Here is a 17620-nt window from a genome sequence, read left to right as displayed (position 1 = left end):
AGTATAGCCGCCGCCCGCGACAGCCCCGGGCCCGGACCCGACAGCGCCATGAAACCCTTTCTCATCCTCGAGACCGGCCGGCCGATCGAATCGCTGCGCCGCCACGGCGGCTTCGGCCACTGGATCCGCGTCGCCGCCGGCCTGCATGCCCGCCAGGTGCGGCATGTGCACGTGCTCGACGGCGAAGCCCTGCCCGGCCATCACGACTGGGCCGGTGTACTGGTCACCGGCTCCGGCGCCATGGTCACCGAGCGTCTGGACTGGAGCGAACGCAGCGCCGACTGGCTGCGCGTCGGCGCCGAGGCCGGCCTGCCGATGCTGGGCATCTGCTACGGCCATCAGCTGATCGCCCATGCCCTGGGCGGCCGGGTGGACTACAACCCGCGCGGCCGCGAAATGGGCACGGTGGAAGTGCGGCTGAGGCCGGACGCGGCGCACGACCCGCTGTTCGCCGGCCTGCCGGCGGCCATCCCGGCCCAGGCTACCCACCTGCAGACGGTACTGTCGCCGCCGCCGGGCGCGACCGTGCTGGCCGAATCCGACCGCGACGGCTGCCAGGCCTTCCGCTGGGGCGAGGCGGCCTGGGGCCTGCAGTTCCACCCGGAGTTCAGCACCGGCATGATGCGCGGCTACATCCGCGGCCGTGCCGAGGCGCTGGCGCAGGAAGGCAGTTGCCACCGCCGCTTGCTGGCCCAGGTGCGGCCGGCACCGCATTCGCGCCGCGTCCTGCGGCGCTTCGTCCAGGTGGCGCAGCGTCGCCTGCATGGCCAGGGAGACAGGAAAAAGGCATGAGCAGCGAAACGGAAGGCGGGATGGACGGGATCCGCAAGATCGAGGCGGGCAGCGCGCTGTCCTGGTTCACGCGGGCGGTGGACGTGGGCGGGCGCCAGGCCCGCGGCCTGTTCGCCGCCGCCGCCCTGGGCGTGTTGGCGATGGGCGCGGCCGCCATGGTTGCCGCCCTGCTGCTGGCCGTGCTGGTGGCGGCCGGCCTGTCGCCCGGCGAGAAGCCGGACATCGGCCGCAGCATGCTGGTGGCGCTGCCGATCATCCTGCTGTTTTCGCTGCTGATGCCGGTGTTTGGCGGCGGCATGCAGCAGGTGCTGCACCAGGCCGAGGCCGGTCGCCCGGTCGGCGCCGGCGACATCTTCGCCGGCTTCGTCGGCGGCCGGTTCGGCTCGCTGGCCGGCCTGGCCATCCTGCCGCTGGCCGGCCTGGCCCTGACCCTGGCCAACTATCACGTGTTCGGCGGCCCGGAGTACTTCGCCCAGTACGTGGCCATGCTCGAGGAGATGACCCGTGGCGGCCAGCCGGTGCCGCCGGAGGTGCGTTCGCCGGCGCTGCTGTTCCTGGTCGGCATGGCGATCAACGCCGTGCAGACGGTACTGCAGCTGATCACCGTGCCGCTGGTGCAGCTGTCCGGGCGCGGCACCCTGGGGGCGATCGCCGACGGCTTCCGGATGATGGCGCGCAATCCCGGCGCGGTGTTGACGGCACTGGCCCTGGGCCTGGCGGCGGCCCTGGTGCTGGCGATCGTGCTGGCCATCGGCCTGATGATCCTGGCCCTGCTGGCCGGCCTGGTGCCGGTGCTGGGCGTGCCGTTGATGCTGGTGCTGGCCTTCGCGCTGATGGTGGTGCTGTTCGTGATCTACCACGGCATCGGCTATTACGCCTGGCGCGACCAGTTCGGTGCCCCGGGCAGGGCTCCGCCGGCGGCGCCGGCGCAGCTGGAAGTGTGAGCGGGGGCCGGGGAAACCCGGCCGGATTCCGCTCCCGACGAGCCGGTCGCCCGTGCGCGGGCTCCGCTGGCGCTGCTGTTCCGGCGGCGCCGGCAGGCCGTTTTCCGGAGCCTGCTAAAGCGCGTCGCGCAGTACCTCCCAGGCCAGCCGCAGGTAATTCAGCAGCACCCAGCCGACCCCGGCGAAAAACAGCACCGCCTGCGCGCCCAGCCAGACCCGCGCCCAGCGCGGCATGCGCACTGGCGCGCCGTCGGCAAGCATCACCCGGGTGCCGGCGATCAGGTCGTGCAGGGCGCGCTTGTCTTTGCGCCAGCCCGCCAGGGCATGGCCGAGGTTGAGCAGCAGCCAGGAGGGCAGGCCGGCAAGGAAGCGGCCGATCACCCGCAACAGGCCGGGGCGTTCGCCCGCCAGGGTGGTGACCTTCAGGCCGAGCGCGCGCTTGCCCGGGCTGGCTTGCCAGGGCGAGGCCTCGCCGGCGACGAACCACAGCGCCGCCACCGCCATCAGGCAGGCGGCCGTCGCCAGCGCGGCGCCGGCCAGCACGCCTGCCAGGTCGAGCAGGCCGGCGCGCAGCACCGGGTCACGGGACCAGTCCAGCAACTGCGTGCCGGGATCTAGGCCGGCGCGGAAGGCGGCGTCCAGCAGCTCCCACAGGCGCATCTGCAGGGCGGTCAGGCCGGCGTCGTAGGCAAGCTTCGCCGCCTTCAGCCGGGGCCAGGCCAGGGGCAGGGCGAGCAGGGCAATGGCGACGGCATCCAGGCTGTAGGCGGCGTAGCGGCGCCAGAACCCCGCGGGTGTGGCCATGGCCTCAGCCGCCCTCCCGGCGGCGCTTCAGCAGCACGCCGGCGACGATGCCGGCCTCGTACAGCAGGCACATCGGGATGGCCAGCAACAGCTGCGAGATCACGTCCGGTGGCGTGACGATGGCGGCCAGGATGAAGATGCCGACGATGACGTAAGCGCGCGCTTCGCGCAGCTGCGCCGGGGTCACCGCGCCCAGCAGCACCAGCACCACCACCGCCACCGGCAGCTCGAAGCCCAGGCCGAAGGCCAGCAGGATCACCAGCACGAAGTCCAGGTAGCGGCTGATGTCGGTCATCATGGCCACGCCCTCGGGCGTGACCGCGGTGAGGAAGCCGAACACCGCCGGCAACACCAGGAACCAGGCAAAGGCGCAGCCCACGTAGAACAACAGCAGGGCCGAGCCCAGCAGCGGCCGGGCCAGCCGCTGCTCGTGCCGGTACAGGCCGGGCGCGACGAAGGCCCAGGCCTGGTAGATCAGCCAGGGCATGGCCAGCAGCAGGGCGACGAAGAAGGCCAGCTTGATCGGCGTGAAGAAGGGCGAGGCCACGTCGATGGCCACCAGCTGGCCGCCGGCCGGCAGCTTGGCCAGCAGCGGCGCGGCGAAACGCGCGTAAAGCGGCTCGGCAAGGGGCAGCAGGGCCACGAACACCAGCAGCACCGCCAGCACGCCCTTGAGCAGGCGCGCACGCAGCTCCAGCAGGTGGCCCATCAGGCTGTCTTCGGGCAGTTCGCCGGTGCGGTTCATGGCGCGGGCGGCTCCCGCCGCGGCCCAGGGCCGTCGCCGTGCTCGGCTGCGGCCTGGCCGGCAGCGTCCGGGCCGGTCGCGTCCGGGCCGCTCGCCGCGTCCCTGTTCACGGCGCCGGCATCGCGGTCGGCGCGGTCCGGCTCGCCCGGCCCGACAGTGCCATGCTCGACGGGCGCTGGAGCGGCGGAGCCCGTCCCGGCGGGAACCGGGCTCCCGGACCGGTCCGGACCAGCAGCGCGGGCGGCCTCGTCCAGCGATTGCTTCAGCGCGCGGCCGGTCTCGCCGAGCTCGTCACGCAAGGCCCGGCCCGGGTCGCCGATGCTGCGGCGCATGTCCTCGGCCGCCAGTTCGCGCTCGAACTCGGCCTTGACCGAGTACCACTGCGCCCGCGCCTTGCGCACCCACAGCCCGGCCATGCGCGCGGCCCGGGGCAGGCGCTCGGGGCCGAGCACCACCAGGGCCACCACGCCGATGACCAGCAGTTCGAAAAACCCGATATCGAACATGGCGCCAGGCGGATCCGGGCCGCGGAGCGGCCGGGATCAGCCGCCCTTGCCGGAACCCGACTCCTGGCGGGAGTTCTCGGCGCCGGCGTCCTTGCGCTCGTTGCCCAGCTGGGCTGGCGGACCGGCCTCGGACTCGTCGCCGTCCTTCAGGCCCTTCTTGAAGCCGCGGATGCCTTCGCCGAGGTCCTTGCCGATGCTGCCGAGCTTCCTGGTGCCGAAGATCAGCACGACCACCACCAGGACGATGATCCAGTGCCAGATGCTGAAGCTGCCCATGTCCGTGCTTCCCGCGGTCAAGGTAATGCCGGGCAGTCTAGCGCAGCCGGCCCCCTGCCATCACTCCTGCGGGACGGTGTTCTCTTCGAGCCGGTCGCGGAAATCCACCACCGGGGTCGGCGGCGGGTCCACCCGGCCCTCGAAGATCATCCGCGGCGTGGTGCCGCGGCCGTAGACGGCCTCGTTGGCGCGGTGGTCGATGCGCAGCCAGGTGCCATCCAGGGCGACGCCGGCGAACAGGCCGCGGGCCCGGGAGTAGCTGTAGATCTCCGCCTTGAGCTGCTCGTCGGTGCTGGCCTGGGCGCTGCGGCCGACCGGGCCGGCAGCCACGCTGGCATCGGCGCCGAGGGTGAACTTGCCGTTGACGATGCCGTCCACGCCGCGCGGACTGCGGAAGACCAGGATCACGTCGGCCGACTGCACCCCGGCCTGGAAGCCGAAGCTGCCGCCGCCGAGCTTGATGAAGCTGGGATTGGACCAGGTGCCGTCCGGGCCGCGCACCGCGATCAGGCCCTTGCCGCCGCGGCCGCCGACGAACAGGCCGGCCTTGACCACGTCCGGGATCACGGCGATGGCATGGGCCTCGGAGAACAGCTTCTCGGGCACGGCCGTTTCCGGGATGCGCATGATCTCGCCGAGCACGCGGGCGGCATCGGCGGCGCGCGCTTCCTCCTTCTCGCCGGCGACGGCGGGCAGGGCGGCCAGCAGCAGGGACAGCAGGGCGAGGCGGACGAGCTTCATCGCATTCTCCGGGCCTTTCGGCGGGTGGCGTCGGGTCGAGTATGTGCGGGCGGCATGAACCGGCGGTGAGCCGGCAGGCACGCCGTCTTCCGTGGCGGCGATGATAATTTGCCGGCTGCCCGGCCAGGAAACCCCCGATGACCGCTTTCCGAGACTCCCCGCGCCAGACCGGCCCCGGCCGCACGGCCCTGCTGCTGGTCAACCTGGGTACGCCGGAAGCGCCCACCCGCGGCGCGGTGCGGCGTTACCTGGGCGAATTCCTGCATGACTACCGGGTGGTCGAACTCAGCCGCTGGTTGTGGTGCCCGATCCTTCATTTCGCGATCCTGCCGCTGCGCTCGGGCAAGGTGGCGCGCAACTATGCCTCGATCTGGATGGACGAAGGCTCGCCGCTGCTGGTGTACAGCCGCCGGCTGGCCGAGCAACTGCAGCATGCCCTGCCGGAGGTGACGGTAAGGCTGGCGATGCGTTACGGCCGGCCGGCGATCGCGGACACCCTGCGGGCCCTGGAGGCCGAAGGCATGACCCGGCTGCTGGTGCTGCCGCTGTATCCGCAGTACTCGGCCAGCACCTCGGCTTCGGTGTTCGATGCCGTGGTCCGGGAGATCGGCAGCTGGCGACGGCTGCCCGAGCTGCGCTTCGTCGCCGATTACCACCTGGATAGCGGCTGGCTGGACGCCCTGGAATCGCGCATCCGCGAACACTGGGACCTGCATGGTCGCGGCGAGCGCCTGCTGATGTCCTTCCACGGCCTGCCCAAGCGTTTCGAAACCGCGGGCGACCCCTACCCGCGCCAGTGCGAGGCCGGCGCCCGTGCCCTGGCCGCGCGCCTGGGTCTGGCCGAGGGCGAATGGCTGCTTGGCTACCAGTCGCGCTTCGGCCGCGAGCCCTGGCTCGGGCCGGCCACCGACGAAACCCTGCGGTGCCTGGCCGGCGAGGGCGTGAAGACCCTCGACGTGGTCTGCCCGGGATTCGCCGCCGACTGCCTGGAGACGCTGGAGGAGATCGCGGCGCAGAACGCCGCGCTGTTCCGCGCGGCCGGCGGCGGTGAACTGCGTTATATCGCCGCGCTCAACGACGGCCCCGGCCACGTCGCCGCCCTGGCTGCCCTGGCGCGCCGGCACCTGCAGGGCTGGCGGCACGCATGATCCGCGAGCTGAGCCTTCCGGCCGCCCGCGGCAGGCTGGCGGCCCTGAGCGGCGGCCGCGAGGACGGCCGGCCCCTGCTCTGCCTGCACGGCTGGCTGGACAATGCCGCCAGTTTCCTGCCGCTGGCGCCCTGGCTGGCGGACTTCCGCTGGGTCGCGCTCGACCTGCCCGGGCACGGCGCCTCGGAGCATCGGGCGCCAGGGTATGACTATGTCTTCGTGGACTGGATCCACGACGTGCTGGACGCCCTGGATGCGCTGGGCTGGGCGCGGGCCGACCTGCTCGGCCATTCCATGGGCGGGGCGATCGCCTGCCTGCTGGCGGCGGCAGTACCGGCGCGGGTGCGGCGCCTGGCCCTGGTCGAGGCCCTGGGCCCGGTGGCGGGCGATCCGGACGGCGCCGGCTCGCGACTGCGTGAAGCCGTGCTCGCGCGCCGGGCCGTGCGCGGGCGGTCGTCGCGGCTCATCCCCGACCTCGACGCGGCGGTAGCCGCCCGCCTGGCCGCCACCGAGATGGCGCCGGCCGCCGCCCGGCTGATCGTCGAACGCAACCTGCGCCCGGTCGAGGGCGGTTTTGCCTGGCGCAGCGATCCGCGCCTGACCCTGCCGGCTTCGAGCCGCCTGCCGGAACCGGCGATCCGCTCCATGTTGCGGCTGATCGAGGCCCCGACCCTGGTGATCGCCGCCGAACCCTCGCCGCCGTGGTTCTCCTGGGACGTCCTGCGCGAGCGCGCCGCCTGCATGGCCGACGTCCGCCTGGAGCGGGTGCCGGGCGGCCATCACCTGCACATGGAACAGCCCGGGCAGGTCGGACCGAGGCTGCGCGACTTCCTCGCTGCCGGCTGATGCGGGGCGCGAGCGGCCTGGGGCGCGTTCGGAACGGGAGCGGTCGGACTGGGCGGGCTCGGCTTGCGGCGCGCCCGCGCCCGCGGATTCAGCCCGCCAGTCGCGCCAGCGCCGCCTTCAGGCCCGGGCCCTCGGCGCGCAGGTAGTCGCGCTCGTCGCGCCAGTCCGGCCAGCGCTTTTCCACCTCGCGCCAGAAGGCGCGCGAGTGGTTGGCGTGGATCAGGTGGCAGAGCTCGTGCACCAGCACGTGCTCGAAGGCCGAGGGCCGGCCCAGCACCAGGGCCAGGTCCAGGCTCAGCGCATCGCCGGGGCTGAGCGAGCCCCAGAGCGAGGACAGCGGCCGCAGCCGGAACGACAGCGGCGACCGCGGCAGGGCCGGCAGGTATTTGGGCAGCCAGGCGCCGAGGTCGGCCCGGGCCTGCTGGCCGTAGAACTCGCGCAGCGCCGCCCGGGCCTGGCCTTCGCCGGCGCGTTCGGGCAACTGCAGCAACACGCCGTGTTCGTCCAGCACGGCCCGGGCGTAGCGGCCGGGCTGCCAGCGCAACGGCAGTTGGGCGCCGCGCAGCGGCAGTCGCGCTTCCCGCCACAGGGCCAGCGGCGCGGGCGTGTTCGCCGCGTGCGCGGCCAGCTGAGCCGCCAGCCAGTCGCGGTGTTCGTGCAGGAAGGCCTCGGCGGCGCCGATGGAGGCGCGCGGCGGCAGGGTAAGCCGGGCGCCGCGTTCGCCCACCAACAGACGCAGTCGGCGGGCGCGCGGGTGCCGGACCCAGCGCACCGGGACTTCACGGCCGTCGGCGAGCCGCAGCGGCCGGATCTCCTCGGCCGGCGGAACGGGGCGCGGCGTGCGCAGCAGTGGCATGCGCGGATGCTGGCGCGGTATCGGCCGGGACTCAAGCCTCGGCGCGGCTGAACTTCAGCGCCTGCTCCAGCACCGCGAACAGGCGCTTGAGCTCGCCGGCCATCAGCGCGTAGCGGGCATCCAGTTCGGCGTGCAGGGAGTCGCGCTCGGTGTTCTCCAGCTGCTCGACCGCGCCGTCGAGGAACTTCAGCTTGCGCAGCACCAGGTCCTCGCCGAGGACGAAGGAGACGTGATCGTCCAGCACCAGGGCCAGGCGGGTGGCCTGCTTGCCGGCCTCCAGATGGCCACGGATCTCGTCTGCCTGCAATTCGTGCCGGCTGCAGCGGACCACGGCGCCGCCGTCCACCGGGTCCTTGAGTTCGCATTCGTCGCCCAGGGCCAGCCCGGCCGGCAGCGGTTCGCCGGCCAGCCAGCCGGTCATCACCGCCCGCACCGCCACCTCGGCGTTCAGCGGCAGGGCCGGGAAGCTGCCCAGGGCATGCCGCAGTTCCGAGACCAGGGCCTCGGCGGCCTTGCGCGAGCCGCTGTCCACGGCGATGAAGCCGTGCCCGAGGTCCAGGCTGGCGTTGAGCCGGGTCGGCCGCACGAAGGCGCGCGGCAGCAGCTCCATCACCAGGTCTTCCTTCAGGCGCTTGCGGGCGCGTCCGCCCAAGCGCCGGCCTTCCTTTTCCTCGATCTCGGCGACCCTGCGGGCGAGGGCGTCGTTGACCACGGCCGCCGGCAGCAGCCGGTCCTCGCCGCCCAGGGTGATCCAGATGGCGTCGCCGACGCGGTGGCTCATGGCCGGCTCGTCGCGGCCGAAGGGCGAGACGAAACCGCGCGACATCGGCTCGGAGGGGCCGACCGGCCTGAGTCGGCAATCCTCCAGGCGGGCGTCGAGGTCGTCGAGGGTCTTGGCGAGGCTGGCGGGGAAGCGGAAGAAGCTCAGGTTGCGAAAAAACATCAAGAATCCATTCCGGTGGTGGCGGCGCCGCGGCCGGCGGCGCCGGGGTCGGGCATTGGGGGAATCAGGCGTCCGGCTCGCCGGCCAGCCAGGCGCGGGCATCGGCCAGGCCGGACGGATCGCGCCGGCCCAGGGCCAGGAAGTCGAACAGCTTCGGGTCGGCCAGCTGCGAGGGCCGCACGTCGGCCAGGGCGCGGGCGATGGTGTCCACGCGACCGGGGGTTTCCTTGTCCCAGGCCGCCAGCATGCGCCCGACCTGCTTGCGCTGCAGGTTCTCCTGCGAGCCGCACAGGTTGCAGGGAATGATCGGGAACTGCTTCCACTGCGCGTACTCGGCGATGTCGGCCTCGCGGCTGTAGGCCAGGGGGCGGATCACCACGTGCTCGCCGTCGTCGCTCATCAGCTTGGGCGGCATCGCCGCCAGCCTGGCATGGAAGAAGAGGTTCAGGAAGAAAGTCGCGACCAGGTCGTCGCGGTGGTGGCCGAGCGCGATCTTGCTGAAACCCCGCTCCTTCGCGAAGCTGTACAGGGCGCCGCGGCGCAGGCGCGAGCACAGCGAGCACATGGTCTTGCCTTCGGGCACCACCCGCTTGACCACCGAATAGGTGTCCTGCTCGAGAATGGTGTAGGGCACGCCGATCGAACGCAGGTAGTCCGGCAGCACGTGCTCGGGGAAGTCAGGCTGCTTCTGGTCGAGGTTGACCGCGTGCAACTCGAAGGGCACCGGTGCCTTCTTCTGCAGCTGCAGCAGGATGTCCAGCATCGTGTAGCTGTCCTTGCCGCCGGACAGGCAGACCATGACCCGGTCCCCGGCCTCGATCATGCCGTAGTCGGCGATGGCCTGGCCGACCTGGCGGCGCAGACGCTTGGCGAGCTTGTTGCGCTCGTGGGCGGCCTTGCGCGGGACGGGATCGGGCAATGGCAGGTTCATCGGCGGCGGGCGGCTGGACGGGGCCGGCATTCTACTACCCCCGCCGGCCGGGGCCGGCGTAAGCTCGGCCCAGGGAGGACCCGCATGTCCAGCAGCCAAGACCCGGCCGAGATCGCCGCCCGGCTTGCCGAGCTCAGGCTGGAGCACCGCGATCTGGACGAGGCCATCGCCCGTCTCTCGGCCGACCGCGGCGTGGACGAGCTGACTCTCAAGCGGCTGAAGAAGCGCAAGCTGCGGCTCAAGGACATGATCGCGACGCTGGAGAGCCGGCTGATTCCGGACCTGGACGCCTGAGGGTTTTCTCGCGGCGGCAACTGGCGCAAACTTGGCCTGGCGGCGCGTGTCTGCGGAGACGGGCCGTTCAGATTTGTCAACAGGGGGTCAGGAAAGTGAACAGTGTTGCCAGGAGCCTGCTAGCGGCTGCCATCACCTCCATGCTCGCGGGCGCCACGCTCGCCATCGAGCGCTCGCCGGAGCCTGCGCCGAAGCAGCTGGCCCGACCGGAAGCCGCGGCGTCGGACCGTTTCATCGTCAAGTTCCGTGATTCCGGCCAGGATCCACGGGTGGTTGCCGCCCGGCAGCGTGCGCTGGATCAGGCGGCGGCCGGCTTCGGCTTCAAGGTCCAGCGCTTGCGCGAGACGGCCATGGGCGCGGACGTGGTGAAACTGACCCGCCGGCTCGGACACATGGAGACGGAGGCCTTCCTGCAGCGCTTGCGGGCCAATCCCGCGGTCGAATACGCGGAACCGGATCGGCGCATGCGGCCGGCGTTCGTGCCCAACGACCCCAGCTACCAGAACCAGTGGCACTACTTCGACCCCGTCGGCGGCATAGACCTGCCGCGAGCCTGGGACATCGGTCGTGGCAACGGGGTCGTGGTGGCCGTCATCGACACCGGAATCACCAGCCACCCCGACCTGGAAGCCAAGCTCGTTCCCGGCTACGACTTCATCGCCGACCTGGCCACGGCCAACGACGGCAACGGCCGCGATGCGGATCCTTCCGATCCCGGCGACTGGGTCGAAGAGAACGAGTGCGGTGACGGCGAGGAAGCCGAGGATTCGTCCTGGCATGGCACCCATGTCGCCGGTACGGTGGCCGCTCATACCAACAACGGTATCGGCGTTGCGGGCGTGGCGCCCTTGGCAAAGATCCTGCCGGTGCGCGTACTGGGCAAGTGCGGTGGTTGGACCTCCGACATTGCCGACGCGATCGTCTGGTCGGCGGGCGGCAGCGTGTCCGGCGTACCCGCCAATGCCAACCCCGCCGAAGTGATCAACCTGAGCCTGGGCGGCGAGGGACCTTGCGGAGCGACTTACCAGAACGCGATCAACTTTGCCGTGTCGCGCGGTAGCGTCGTGGTCGTCGCGGCGGGCAACGACAACACCAGCGTCGAAAATCATTCGCCGGCGAACTGCGGCAACGTGATCGCCGTCGCATCCACCGACCTGGACGGAACGAGGTCGAGCTTCTCCAACGCCGGCGCAGCCATAGACGTCGCCGCACCGGGCGGCGGCGGCACCACCGGCAGCGGGGCCCAGGTGGGAATTGCCTCGACCGCCAACGACGGCACCACCACGCCCGGCGCTCCGGCCTATTACTACTACCAGGGCACCTCCATGGCGACGCCGCATGTCGCCGGCGTGGTGGCCATGATGCAGGCCTTGTCACCCAGGTCGCCGGCCGAGGTCGAATCCATCCTCAAGCAGACGGCCAAGGCAGTGCCGCCGTTCGACTGCCCGGGTGGTTGCGGCGCCGGCAAGATCAATGCCTATGCCGCGCTGCGCGGCGTGCAGGGATTTCTGCCCGCCCGGCCGATCGAAACGCTGCGCAACGGCATTCCGGTGCAGGTGCCGGCGGGCAGCCAGGGCTCGTGGATCCGTTACGCGATCCCGAACATCTCGCGGGGCATGAACATCAGCTTCAAGCTGCAGTATGGCACCGGCAATGCCGACCTTTACGTCAAATTCGGCTCGCCGCCGACCCTGACGGACTACGACTGCAAGTCCAGCGGCCCGACCAACACGGAAACCTGCAAGTTCGAGGAAATGCAGGAGGGCAACTACTACGTATACGTCCACGGAGCGTCCGCGCACAGCGGCGCCAGGCTGCTGGTCAGCCATTACGCCCGGGTCTTCCTGAATCGCGACGATTACATCATTCCCGATCAGGGCGGCGGCTCCGTGCAGTCGCCGATCCTCGTCCTGCGGCGCACGGGCATGGCCTCGCCACGCACGCTGGTGCGGGTGGAAATCTCCCATTCCTACAGCGGCGACCTGACGCTGGACCTGATCGGCCCCTCCGGCCGGGTGTTCCCGCTGCAGCAGAACCAGGGTGGATCCACCCCCCACATCATCAAGAAGTTCTGGGTGGACGCTTCCAGCGAAACCGCCAACGGCACCTGGTACCTGCGCGTTCGCGACGACGGGCCTGCCGATACGGGGCACATCAACCAGTGGCACCTTCGCAACTGAGCGGGCGCCAGTTGGCATGAACGGACGGGCGGCGATCTTCGCCGCCCGTTTTCTTCGGGGTGCCGGTCAGGTGGCAGCTCGCCGGGCCGACTTCCGGGGTGCCTCGCCCGGGAAGCGTCGCGCCGCTCATTCGCCTTCCGGCCGCGCCTGTACCGCCGGCTGCGCGCCGGTCATCCTGCTTACCGCTTCCGGCGACAGCTTGGCGATGGTGTGGCGCAGTTCGCGGCCCAGCACCACCTTGGCGTCCTTCTCCCAGGCTGTCAGGGTTTCGTCGTAGTCGAGCTTGCCGTCCGGGCAGGTCCACACCAGCTTCATTTCCCGCAGCTTCTGGATGAAGCCGCGGAACAGCGACTTGTCGAAGAACTCCGGTGCCGCCGGCGCGTACAGCAGGCTCAGGCGCTGGGCGGTGAGCTGGCAGAGAGTCTCCAGTTCGCCGGCGCTGAGGGCACGCGGACCATTCTTGACCAGGGTGGTGACGGCGATGAAGTAGCGCTCGAAGGCCTGCTGCAGACTGTGCGAGATGGCCCGCAGCCGGAACACCTCGTCGGTCTGGCCGGGTCCGCGGGAAATGATGCCGCCCTCCTCGTCGCTGGCCACGGTCAGCAGGCCTTCGGTCACGAACAGGTCAATGGTGGCGTCCAGGCGCTGGGCGAACTCGTCGCCGGTCCAGGGCAGGAACAGCTCTTCCTTGATGAACGGATAGATGGTGCGGCCCAGTCGCAGCAGGCCGTTGCGGCTCATCCGGCGGTTGTTCTGGAAACACAGCGCCACCCAGCTGGCGGCGGTGAACAGGTGCAGCACGTTGTTGCGGAAGTAGCTCTGCAACACCGCCGTTTCGCCCTCGATGCCGAGCACGTCGCCGAGCGGATGCTCGGTGCGGGTCAGCACCCCCATCCTTTCCCCGTAGGCGATGATCTCGGCCGGCCCCAGCTCGGTGACGGTGACCCGGTCGGAGTACGGCAGGGCCGCCAGCAGCTTCTTTTGCAGGGCCAGCTGCGCCAGCAGGTCGGCCTCGGACATGGCGTGCTTGGGGGTGGACAGCAGGGCCACGGCCAGCAGGTTGATCGGGTTGACGTCGGCGGCGCGGTTGATGTTGACCTGGATGCGCCGGGCGATCTCGTCCACGGCATCGCCCAGCCAGGCCGGCTTGTCGTCCGGCGCCGCCTGGTTGCGCTCGCGCCAATCGGGCGCGTGCCGGGCCAGCACCTCGTCCAGGAAGATCGGTTCGCCGAAGTTCACCGCCACCTTGCCGTAGCGCTCGCGCAGGACCTCCATGCCGGCCCGCACCAGGGCGCCGATGGTCTCCTTGCGCTTGGGCTGGCCGGTCAGTTCGTCCAGGTAGCTCTTGCCCTCGATCAGCTTCTCGTAACCGATGTACACCGGCTGGAACACCACCGGCCGGCGCGGCGCGCGCAGGAAGGCCTTGACGGTCATGGCGATCATGCCGCCCTTGGGCGCCAGCAGGCGGCCTGTGCGCGAGCGGCCGCCCTCGATGAAGTACTCCAGCGAGAAGCCCTCGCCGACCAGCTGCGCCACGTATTCGCCCAACACCGCCGCGTACAGGGCGTTGCCCTTGATCGAGCGGCGGATGAAGAAGGCGCCGCCGCGGCGCAGGATCGAGCCGATCACCGGCATGTTCAGGTTGACGCCGGCGACGATGTGCGGCGGCACGATGCCGCGGGTGTAGAGCAGGTAGCTCAGCAGCAGATAGTCCATGTGGCTGCGATGGCAGGGCACGTAGATGACCTCGTGCCCGGGCGCGACCTGCTTGAGCGTGTCCAGGTGGTTGACGTTGACGCCGTCGTAGATGCGGTTCCAGAACCCGGTCAGGGCGAAGGATGCCGAGCGCACCACCGGGTTGGAATAGTCGGCGGCGATCTCCCAGGCGAAACGGTGCGCCTTCTTCCAGGCGTCCAGGTAATCGCTGCCGTCGCGCCGGGCCTGGTCGGCGATCGCCTTGCGCACCGGCTCGGCGTTCAGCACCCGGTCCACCAGCAGGCGCCGGGTCGAGAGGTCCGGGCCGATCACCGCGGTGCGGATACGGCGGAAGTGCGCGCGCAGCAGGCGGCTGACCTTGCGCACCTGGCGCTCGTGCGGCAGGTCATCGGCCAGGATCTCCCAGACCCGCACCGCCGGCGAGAACTGCACCACGGTGTCGCGGCCGTTGAGCAGGATGGCCAGCAGGCGGCGGAAGCGGCCGACCAGGGCCCAGTTCTCCGAGAACAACACCGAGAACCAGCCGCTCTGCCGCGAGGGCGCGCGGCCGACGAAGATGGACACCGGCACCAGCTGCACGTCCTGGTCCGGATACAGCCGGTGCGCCATCAGCAGGCGCGAAAGCGCGTCGGAATGGCTGCGGTTGCGCGGCCGGCCGAACAGCCCGGCGCGGCGGCGCGAAAGCGCCACGTAGGCGCGCTTGCGGCCCAGCGGATCGCCGGGCAGCGGTGCCAGCGGCGAGGGCAGGCCGGCCTCGCGGCAGGCCCGGTCCAGGATCAGGGCGTTGGACAGGCCGTAGTTCTCGATCACGTAGCAGACCGGCCGGTCCAGGGTGAAGGGCGGCACCGCCGGCTCGCGCTTGATCTCGATCCAGAGCGACAGCAGTTTTTCCATCAGCCGCGCCCACAGCGGCGGCCGCGGGCGGCGGAGGGGTTTGCCCGGGGGGGCGACCGGCGGAAGGTGTTGCTCGTTCATGCCGGTCAGTCGGCGGCGGTGTCCGCGCCGGACATGGAGGCCTGGGGATCGCTCGCCGCCGGAGCGGCGGAGTCGCCCTCCGCGTCCTGGCCGGCAGCCGCGGCCGGGTCGGCGAGCTCTGTTTCGGCCTGGGCCAGTTCGGCCTCGGCCTGGGCGATATCCTCGGCGGCGTACCAGCCGCCCTCGCGCCGGACCATGGCCCGCTCGAAGGCGAGGGTCGTGCCCAGCAGCGGGTAGCGGACCCGGACGGTGGCCCGGTCGCCTTCCTGCGACACCAGTTCCGCCTGCATGCCGTCCAGGGCCCGGTCCAGATCCAGGCCGTAGGCGCGGGCGATCTCCTTGGCGCCGGCCAGCGCCACCGAGCCCTTGGCCAGGGCTTGCTCGTGGTCGAGGGCCCGGCTTTGCTCCAGGGTGGGCAGGTCCAGCTGGCGGGCGGTGCGGGCAGCGGCGGCGATGGCCTGGCGGGCGCGCTGCCGGTCGGTGATCAGCTCGGGCCTGAGCCAGGCCAGCAGGGCGGTGATCAGCTCGCTGGCGTGCGCCTTCTGCTCGGGGCTGAGATCTTCGCTGGCCTGGACGGCGGCTGCCAGGAAGATGCCGGCAGTGGCCTGCATCAGCGGCCACTGCCCGGCCAGTTCGGCCTCCAGCTGGGCCAGTTTCGGCTCCAGGTCGCGCATCAGCGCTTCCTCGGCATCGTCGGCCAGCAGGCGCGACATCAGCTGCTCGTACTCGGCGGCGTCGGCCGGGTCCGCCGGCTCGGCCAGGGCGACCCGCCGGTCCCACAGCTCGGCGCTGCGCCGGTACAGGTCCGGCGGCAGGCTCAGCCGGGCGAAACGGGCCAGGTCGTTGTCGCGCAGGGCCGCGGCCTGGGCCTGGACGGCGGCCACCGGATCGTCCGGGGCGCCGACGGTTTCGGATCCGGTCTCTTCGCGCCGGCAGGCGCCCAGGGCGATCAGCAGCAGGAACAGGGCGCTCAGGGCCCAGCGGGTCGGGCGTCGGGTCATGGCAGGGTGGGCGATAGGGGCTGGGCGAAATCTAGCAGATCGGGTCCGCCGGCCCCGTGCCGGGCGGCCTGGCCGTCAGGCGGGTCGGGTCAGAAAAAACGGGAGGCCGAGGCCTCCCGCAAGAACCGGACGGATCCGGAGGATGGGACGTCGTTGTGGGTTCCGGACGGGCCGGGGCCCGACGACGCCGGCAGATTAGCCACGCCCCAGAATTTATGCAATACCTTGAGAATCTTGTCTCAAGCCATTGATTTTCCAAAATGTTCAGCGATCTGGGCCTGGATGGCCTCGGCTGCGGCCAGCGGATCGGCAGCCTGGCGGATCGGCCGGCCGACCACGATATGGCTGGCGCCTGCGGCGAAGGCGCCGGGCACGTCCATCACCCGCTTCTGGTCGTCGCCGGCCGGGCCGGCCGGGCGGATGCCCGGGCAGACGATCAGGAAGTCCGGTCCGCAGGCCCTGCGCAGGGCGGCGGCCTCCCGGCCGGACGCGATCACGCCGTCGCAGCCGGCCTCGCGGGCGGCCAGGGCCCGCTCGACCACCACCTCGGACGGCTCGCGATCGATGCCCAATCGGCGAAGATCCTCCCGGTCCATCGAGGTCAACACGGTCACCGCCAGCAGGCGAATATCGCCCTTCTCCTGCGAAGCTGCACGCATCATGGCGTCATGTTGTCCGTGGATGGTGCAGAACGAGACCGGATGGCGGCGCAGTCCGCGCAGGGTGGCCCCCACCGTGGCCGGCACGTCATGGAACTTCAGGTCCACGAAGACCTGCTTGCCCCGGCTGGCGAGGGCCTCGAGGACCCGGAAGTAGTCGCCGCTGGTCAGCAGCTCCATGCCGATCTTGTAGAACTCCACCGCCGCGCCCAGCCGGTCGGCCCAGGTCAGGGCCTCGGCGGCGGTGGGCACGTCCAGGGCGAAGATGAGGCGGTCGCGCGGGGCAGGGGGCGTCGCGGCGCTCATTCGGCGTAGTCCAGGGCCTGCAGCTTCATCCGGCGGCGTTCGGTTTCCGGCAGTGTCCAGGCATTGTTGAACAGGGCCGGCTCCCAGCTGCCGTAGCTCGGGTTGGGCAGCACCCACCAGCGCTCGCCCACCCAGGCCAGGTAGGGTGCCACGGCCTGCTCCCGGCCCTCGAGGGTGTTGGCGGTGATGGTGACCATGTCGCCGATCTGGTCGCCGAACTGCATCAAGACCCGGTGCGTGCGGCCGATGTGCCGGCGCCGGCAGCCCTTCTCCGAACCCTCCTGTTCGCAGCCTTCGAGAAAGAAGCCCAGACCCAGGAACTGCTCCGGCCGCTCGATCGGGAAGCCGAGCGCGCGCAGGTTGGCCAGGGTCGGCTGCTCGAGGTGGGCGGCGCGGTTGCTCAGGTAGAACACGGTGACGCCGCGGGCCGCCGCCGCCCGGGCAAACTCCAGCGCCCCGGGCACCGGCCTCGCCTTTTGTTCGCGCACCCAGGCGTCCCAGCTGACCTCGTCATAGCTGGCGCCGTCGCGCACCAGCCGGGCCTGGTAGGGCGAGTTGTCCAGCACGGTTTCGTCGATGTCCACGATCACCGCCGGCGGCAGGCCCTCGGCGGGCGTGTCGCGATCCTCGGCGGTGAGGGCGTCCCAGCCGGGAGTCTCGAGCGCGCGGTCCAGCTGTGCCAGGGCGGCCCGATACGTCTGGCCGGCGATCAGCCGGTACTCGATGGCGGTCTGCATCCAGGCGGTGGCGTTGAGGTTGTCGTTCGGCGGTGGCCCGGCAGGCTCGGCTACCGGAACGGGAGCGGGCAGCGGCCCGGCGGCGGATCCGCTGCGATCCGGCAGGCTCTGGCAGGCCGCCAGGCCCAGGGCCAGCGCGGCCGACAGCATCAGGGTGCGCGGGAAGCTCATGGGATGACTCGCGATTGGGGGCCGTAAAGTGTAGCCGAGCAGGGTTTCCG

17 protein-coding genes and 1 pseudogene are annotated in these 17620 nt (G+C 71.2%); 6 read left to right on the top strand and 12 right to left on the bottom strand.

The window, feature by feature from the left end:
- Positions 1-48: 48 nt before the first annotated feature.
- Positions 49-792: a glutamine amidotransferase gene (locus F0415_RS10290; protein ID WP_149861135.1), complete on the top strand. Its 744-nt coding sequence runs from the start codon at positions 49-51 to the stop codon at positions 790-792.
- Positions 789-1736 (top strand): hypothetical protein, encoded by a 948-nt coding sequence (locus F0415_RS10285; RefSeq protein WP_149861134.1) that lies wholly within the window; start codon positions 789-791, stop codon positions 1734-1736. The genes F0415_RS10290 and F0415_RS10285 overlap by 4 nt, the downstream gene beginning before the upstream one ends.
- A 114-nt stretch (positions 1737-1850) precedes the next feature.
- Here F0415_RS10285 and F0415_RS10280 read toward each other — a convergent pair whose 3' ends face one another.
- The 5 genes and pseudogenes from F0415_RS10280 to F0415_RS10260 all read right to left on the bottom strand — a co-directional run.
- The gene (locus F0415_RS10280; protein WP_149861133.1) at positions 1851-2540 is read right to left on the bottom strand and encodes an RDD family protein; all 690 of its coding nucleotides are present in this window, start codon (positions 2538-2540) and stop codon (positions 1851-1853) included.
- A gap of 4 nt (positions 2541-2544) precedes the next feature.
- The gene (gene tatC, locus F0415_RS10275) at positions 2545-3285 is read right to left on the bottom strand and encodes a twin-arginine translocase subunit TatC (RefSeq protein WP_149861132.1); all 741 of its coding nucleotides are present in this window, start codon (positions 3283-3285) and stop codon (positions 2545-2547) included.
- Positions 3282-3791, bottom strand: a complete 510-nt coding sequence (gene tatB / locus F0415_RS12720; protein WP_246149940.1) for a Sec-independent protein translocase protein TatB — start codon at positions 3789-3791, stop codon at positions 3282-3284. Before tatB ends, tatC begins: the two co-directional genes overlap by 4 nt.
- Positions 3792-3827: 36 nt before the next feature.
- Positions 3828-4067, bottom strand: a complete 240-nt coding sequence (gene tatA, locus F0415_RS10265; RefSeq protein WP_149861131.1) for a Sec-independent protein translocase subunit TatA — start codon at positions 4065-4067, stop codon at positions 3828-3830.
- Between the two features lie 75 nt (positions 4068-4142).
- A pseudogene (locus F0415_RS10260) lies at positions 4143-4808 on the bottom strand (lipid-binding SYLF domain-containing protein); the annotation flags it as partial.
- Positions 4809-4945: 137 nt separating this feature from the next.
- Between F0415_RS10260 and hemH the strand changes: the two are divergent.
- The gene (gene hemH / locus F0415_RS10255) at positions 4946-5956 is read left to right on the top strand and encodes a ferrochelatase (RefSeq protein ID WP_149861129.1); all 1011 of its coding nucleotides are present in this window, start codon (positions 4946-4948) and stop codon (positions 5954-5956) included.
- Positions 5953-6801: an alpha/beta fold hydrolase gene (locus F0415_RS10250; RefSeq protein WP_149861128.1), complete on the top strand. Its 849-nt coding sequence runs from the start codon at positions 5953-5955 to the stop codon at positions 6799-6801. The genes hemH and F0415_RS10250 overlap by 4 nt, the downstream gene beginning before the upstream one ends.
- An 88-nt stretch (positions 6802-6889) precedes the next feature.
- Here the strand turns inward: F0415_RS10250 and F0415_RS10245 are convergent, their stop codons facing one another.
- The 3 genes from F0415_RS10245 to ttcA form a co-directional block, all read right to left on the bottom strand.
- Positions 6890-7657 carry a M48 family metallopeptidase gene (locus F0415_RS10245; protein ID WP_149861127.1) on the bottom strand — a complete coding sequence of 256 codons (768 nt, stop codon included), beginning with the start codon at positions 7655-7657 and terminating at the stop codon, positions 6890-6892.
- Positions 7658-7688: 31 nt separating this feature from the next.
- Complete coding sequence (locus F0415_RS10240; RefSeq protein WP_149861126.1) at positions 7689-8600, bottom strand: recombination-associated protein RdgC; 912 nt, start codon at positions 8598-8600, stop codon at positions 7689-7691.
- A gap of 64 nt (positions 8601-8664) precedes the next feature.
- Positions 8665-9531, bottom strand: coding sequence for a tRNA 2-thiocytidine(32) synthetase TtcA (gene ttcA, locus F0415_RS10235; RefSeq protein ID WP_149861125.1), 867 nt, complete (start codon positions 9529-9531; stop codon positions 8665-8667).
- 84 nt (positions 9532-9615) lie between these two features.
- On the opposite strand from ttcA, the gene F0415_RS10230 reads away from it, so the two are divergent.
- Both F0415_RS10230 and F0415_RS10225 read left to right on the top strand, forming a co-directional pair.
- On the top strand, positions 9616-9825 hold the full coding sequence (locus F0415_RS10230; RefSeq protein ID WP_149861124.1) for a YdcH family protein: 210 nt from the start codon (positions 9616-9618) through the stop codon (positions 9823-9825).
- A 95-nt stretch (positions 9826-9920) separates the two neighbouring features.
- On the top strand, positions 9921-12005 hold the full coding sequence (locus F0415_RS10225; protein ID WP_188310363.1) for a S8 family serine peptidase: 2085 nt from the start codon (positions 9921-9923) through the stop codon (positions 12003-12005).
- Between the two features lie 126 nt (positions 12006-12131).
- On the opposite strand, the gene plsB is transcribed toward F0415_RS10225, so the two are convergent.
- The 4 genes from plsB to F0415_RS10205 form a co-directional block, all read right to left on the bottom strand.
- Positions 12132-14696, bottom strand: coding sequence for a glycerol-3-phosphate 1-O-acyltransferase PlsB (gene plsB / locus F0415_RS10220; RefSeq protein WP_149861122.1), 2565 nt, complete (start codon positions 14694-14696; stop codon positions 12132-12134).
- A 5-nt stretch (positions 14697-14701) separates the two neighbouring features.
- Positions 14702-15697, bottom strand: coding sequence for a hypothetical protein (locus F0415_RS10215; protein WP_149861121.1), 996 nt, complete (start codon positions 15695-15697; stop codon positions 14702-14704).
- Positions 15698-15936: 239 nt separating this feature from the next.
- Positions 15937-16662, bottom strand: a complete 726-nt coding sequence (pyrF, locus tag F0415_RS10210; protein WP_149861120.1) for an orotidine-5'-phosphate decarboxylase — start codon at positions 16660-16662, stop codon at positions 15937-15939.
- A complete protein-coding gene (locus F0415_RS10205; RefSeq protein ID WP_149861119.1) occupies positions 16659-17570 on the bottom strand; it encodes a 5'-nucleotidase, lipoprotein e(P4) family in 912 nt (303 codons plus the stop codon). Before F0415_RS10205 ends, pyrF begins: the two co-directional genes overlap by 4 nt.
- Between the last annotated feature and the right edge of the window lie 50 nt (positions 17571-17620).

The sequence above is a fragment of the Arenimonas fontis genome (assembly GCF_008386465.1).
In the GTDB taxonomy this organism is placed as follows: domain Bacteria; phylum Pseudomonadota; class Gammaproteobacteria; order Xanthomonadales; family Xanthomonadaceae; genus Arenimonas; species Arenimonas fontis.
Note: the sequence above shows the minus strand (reverse complement) of the source record. Positions and strands in the feature narration are given on the sequence as shown.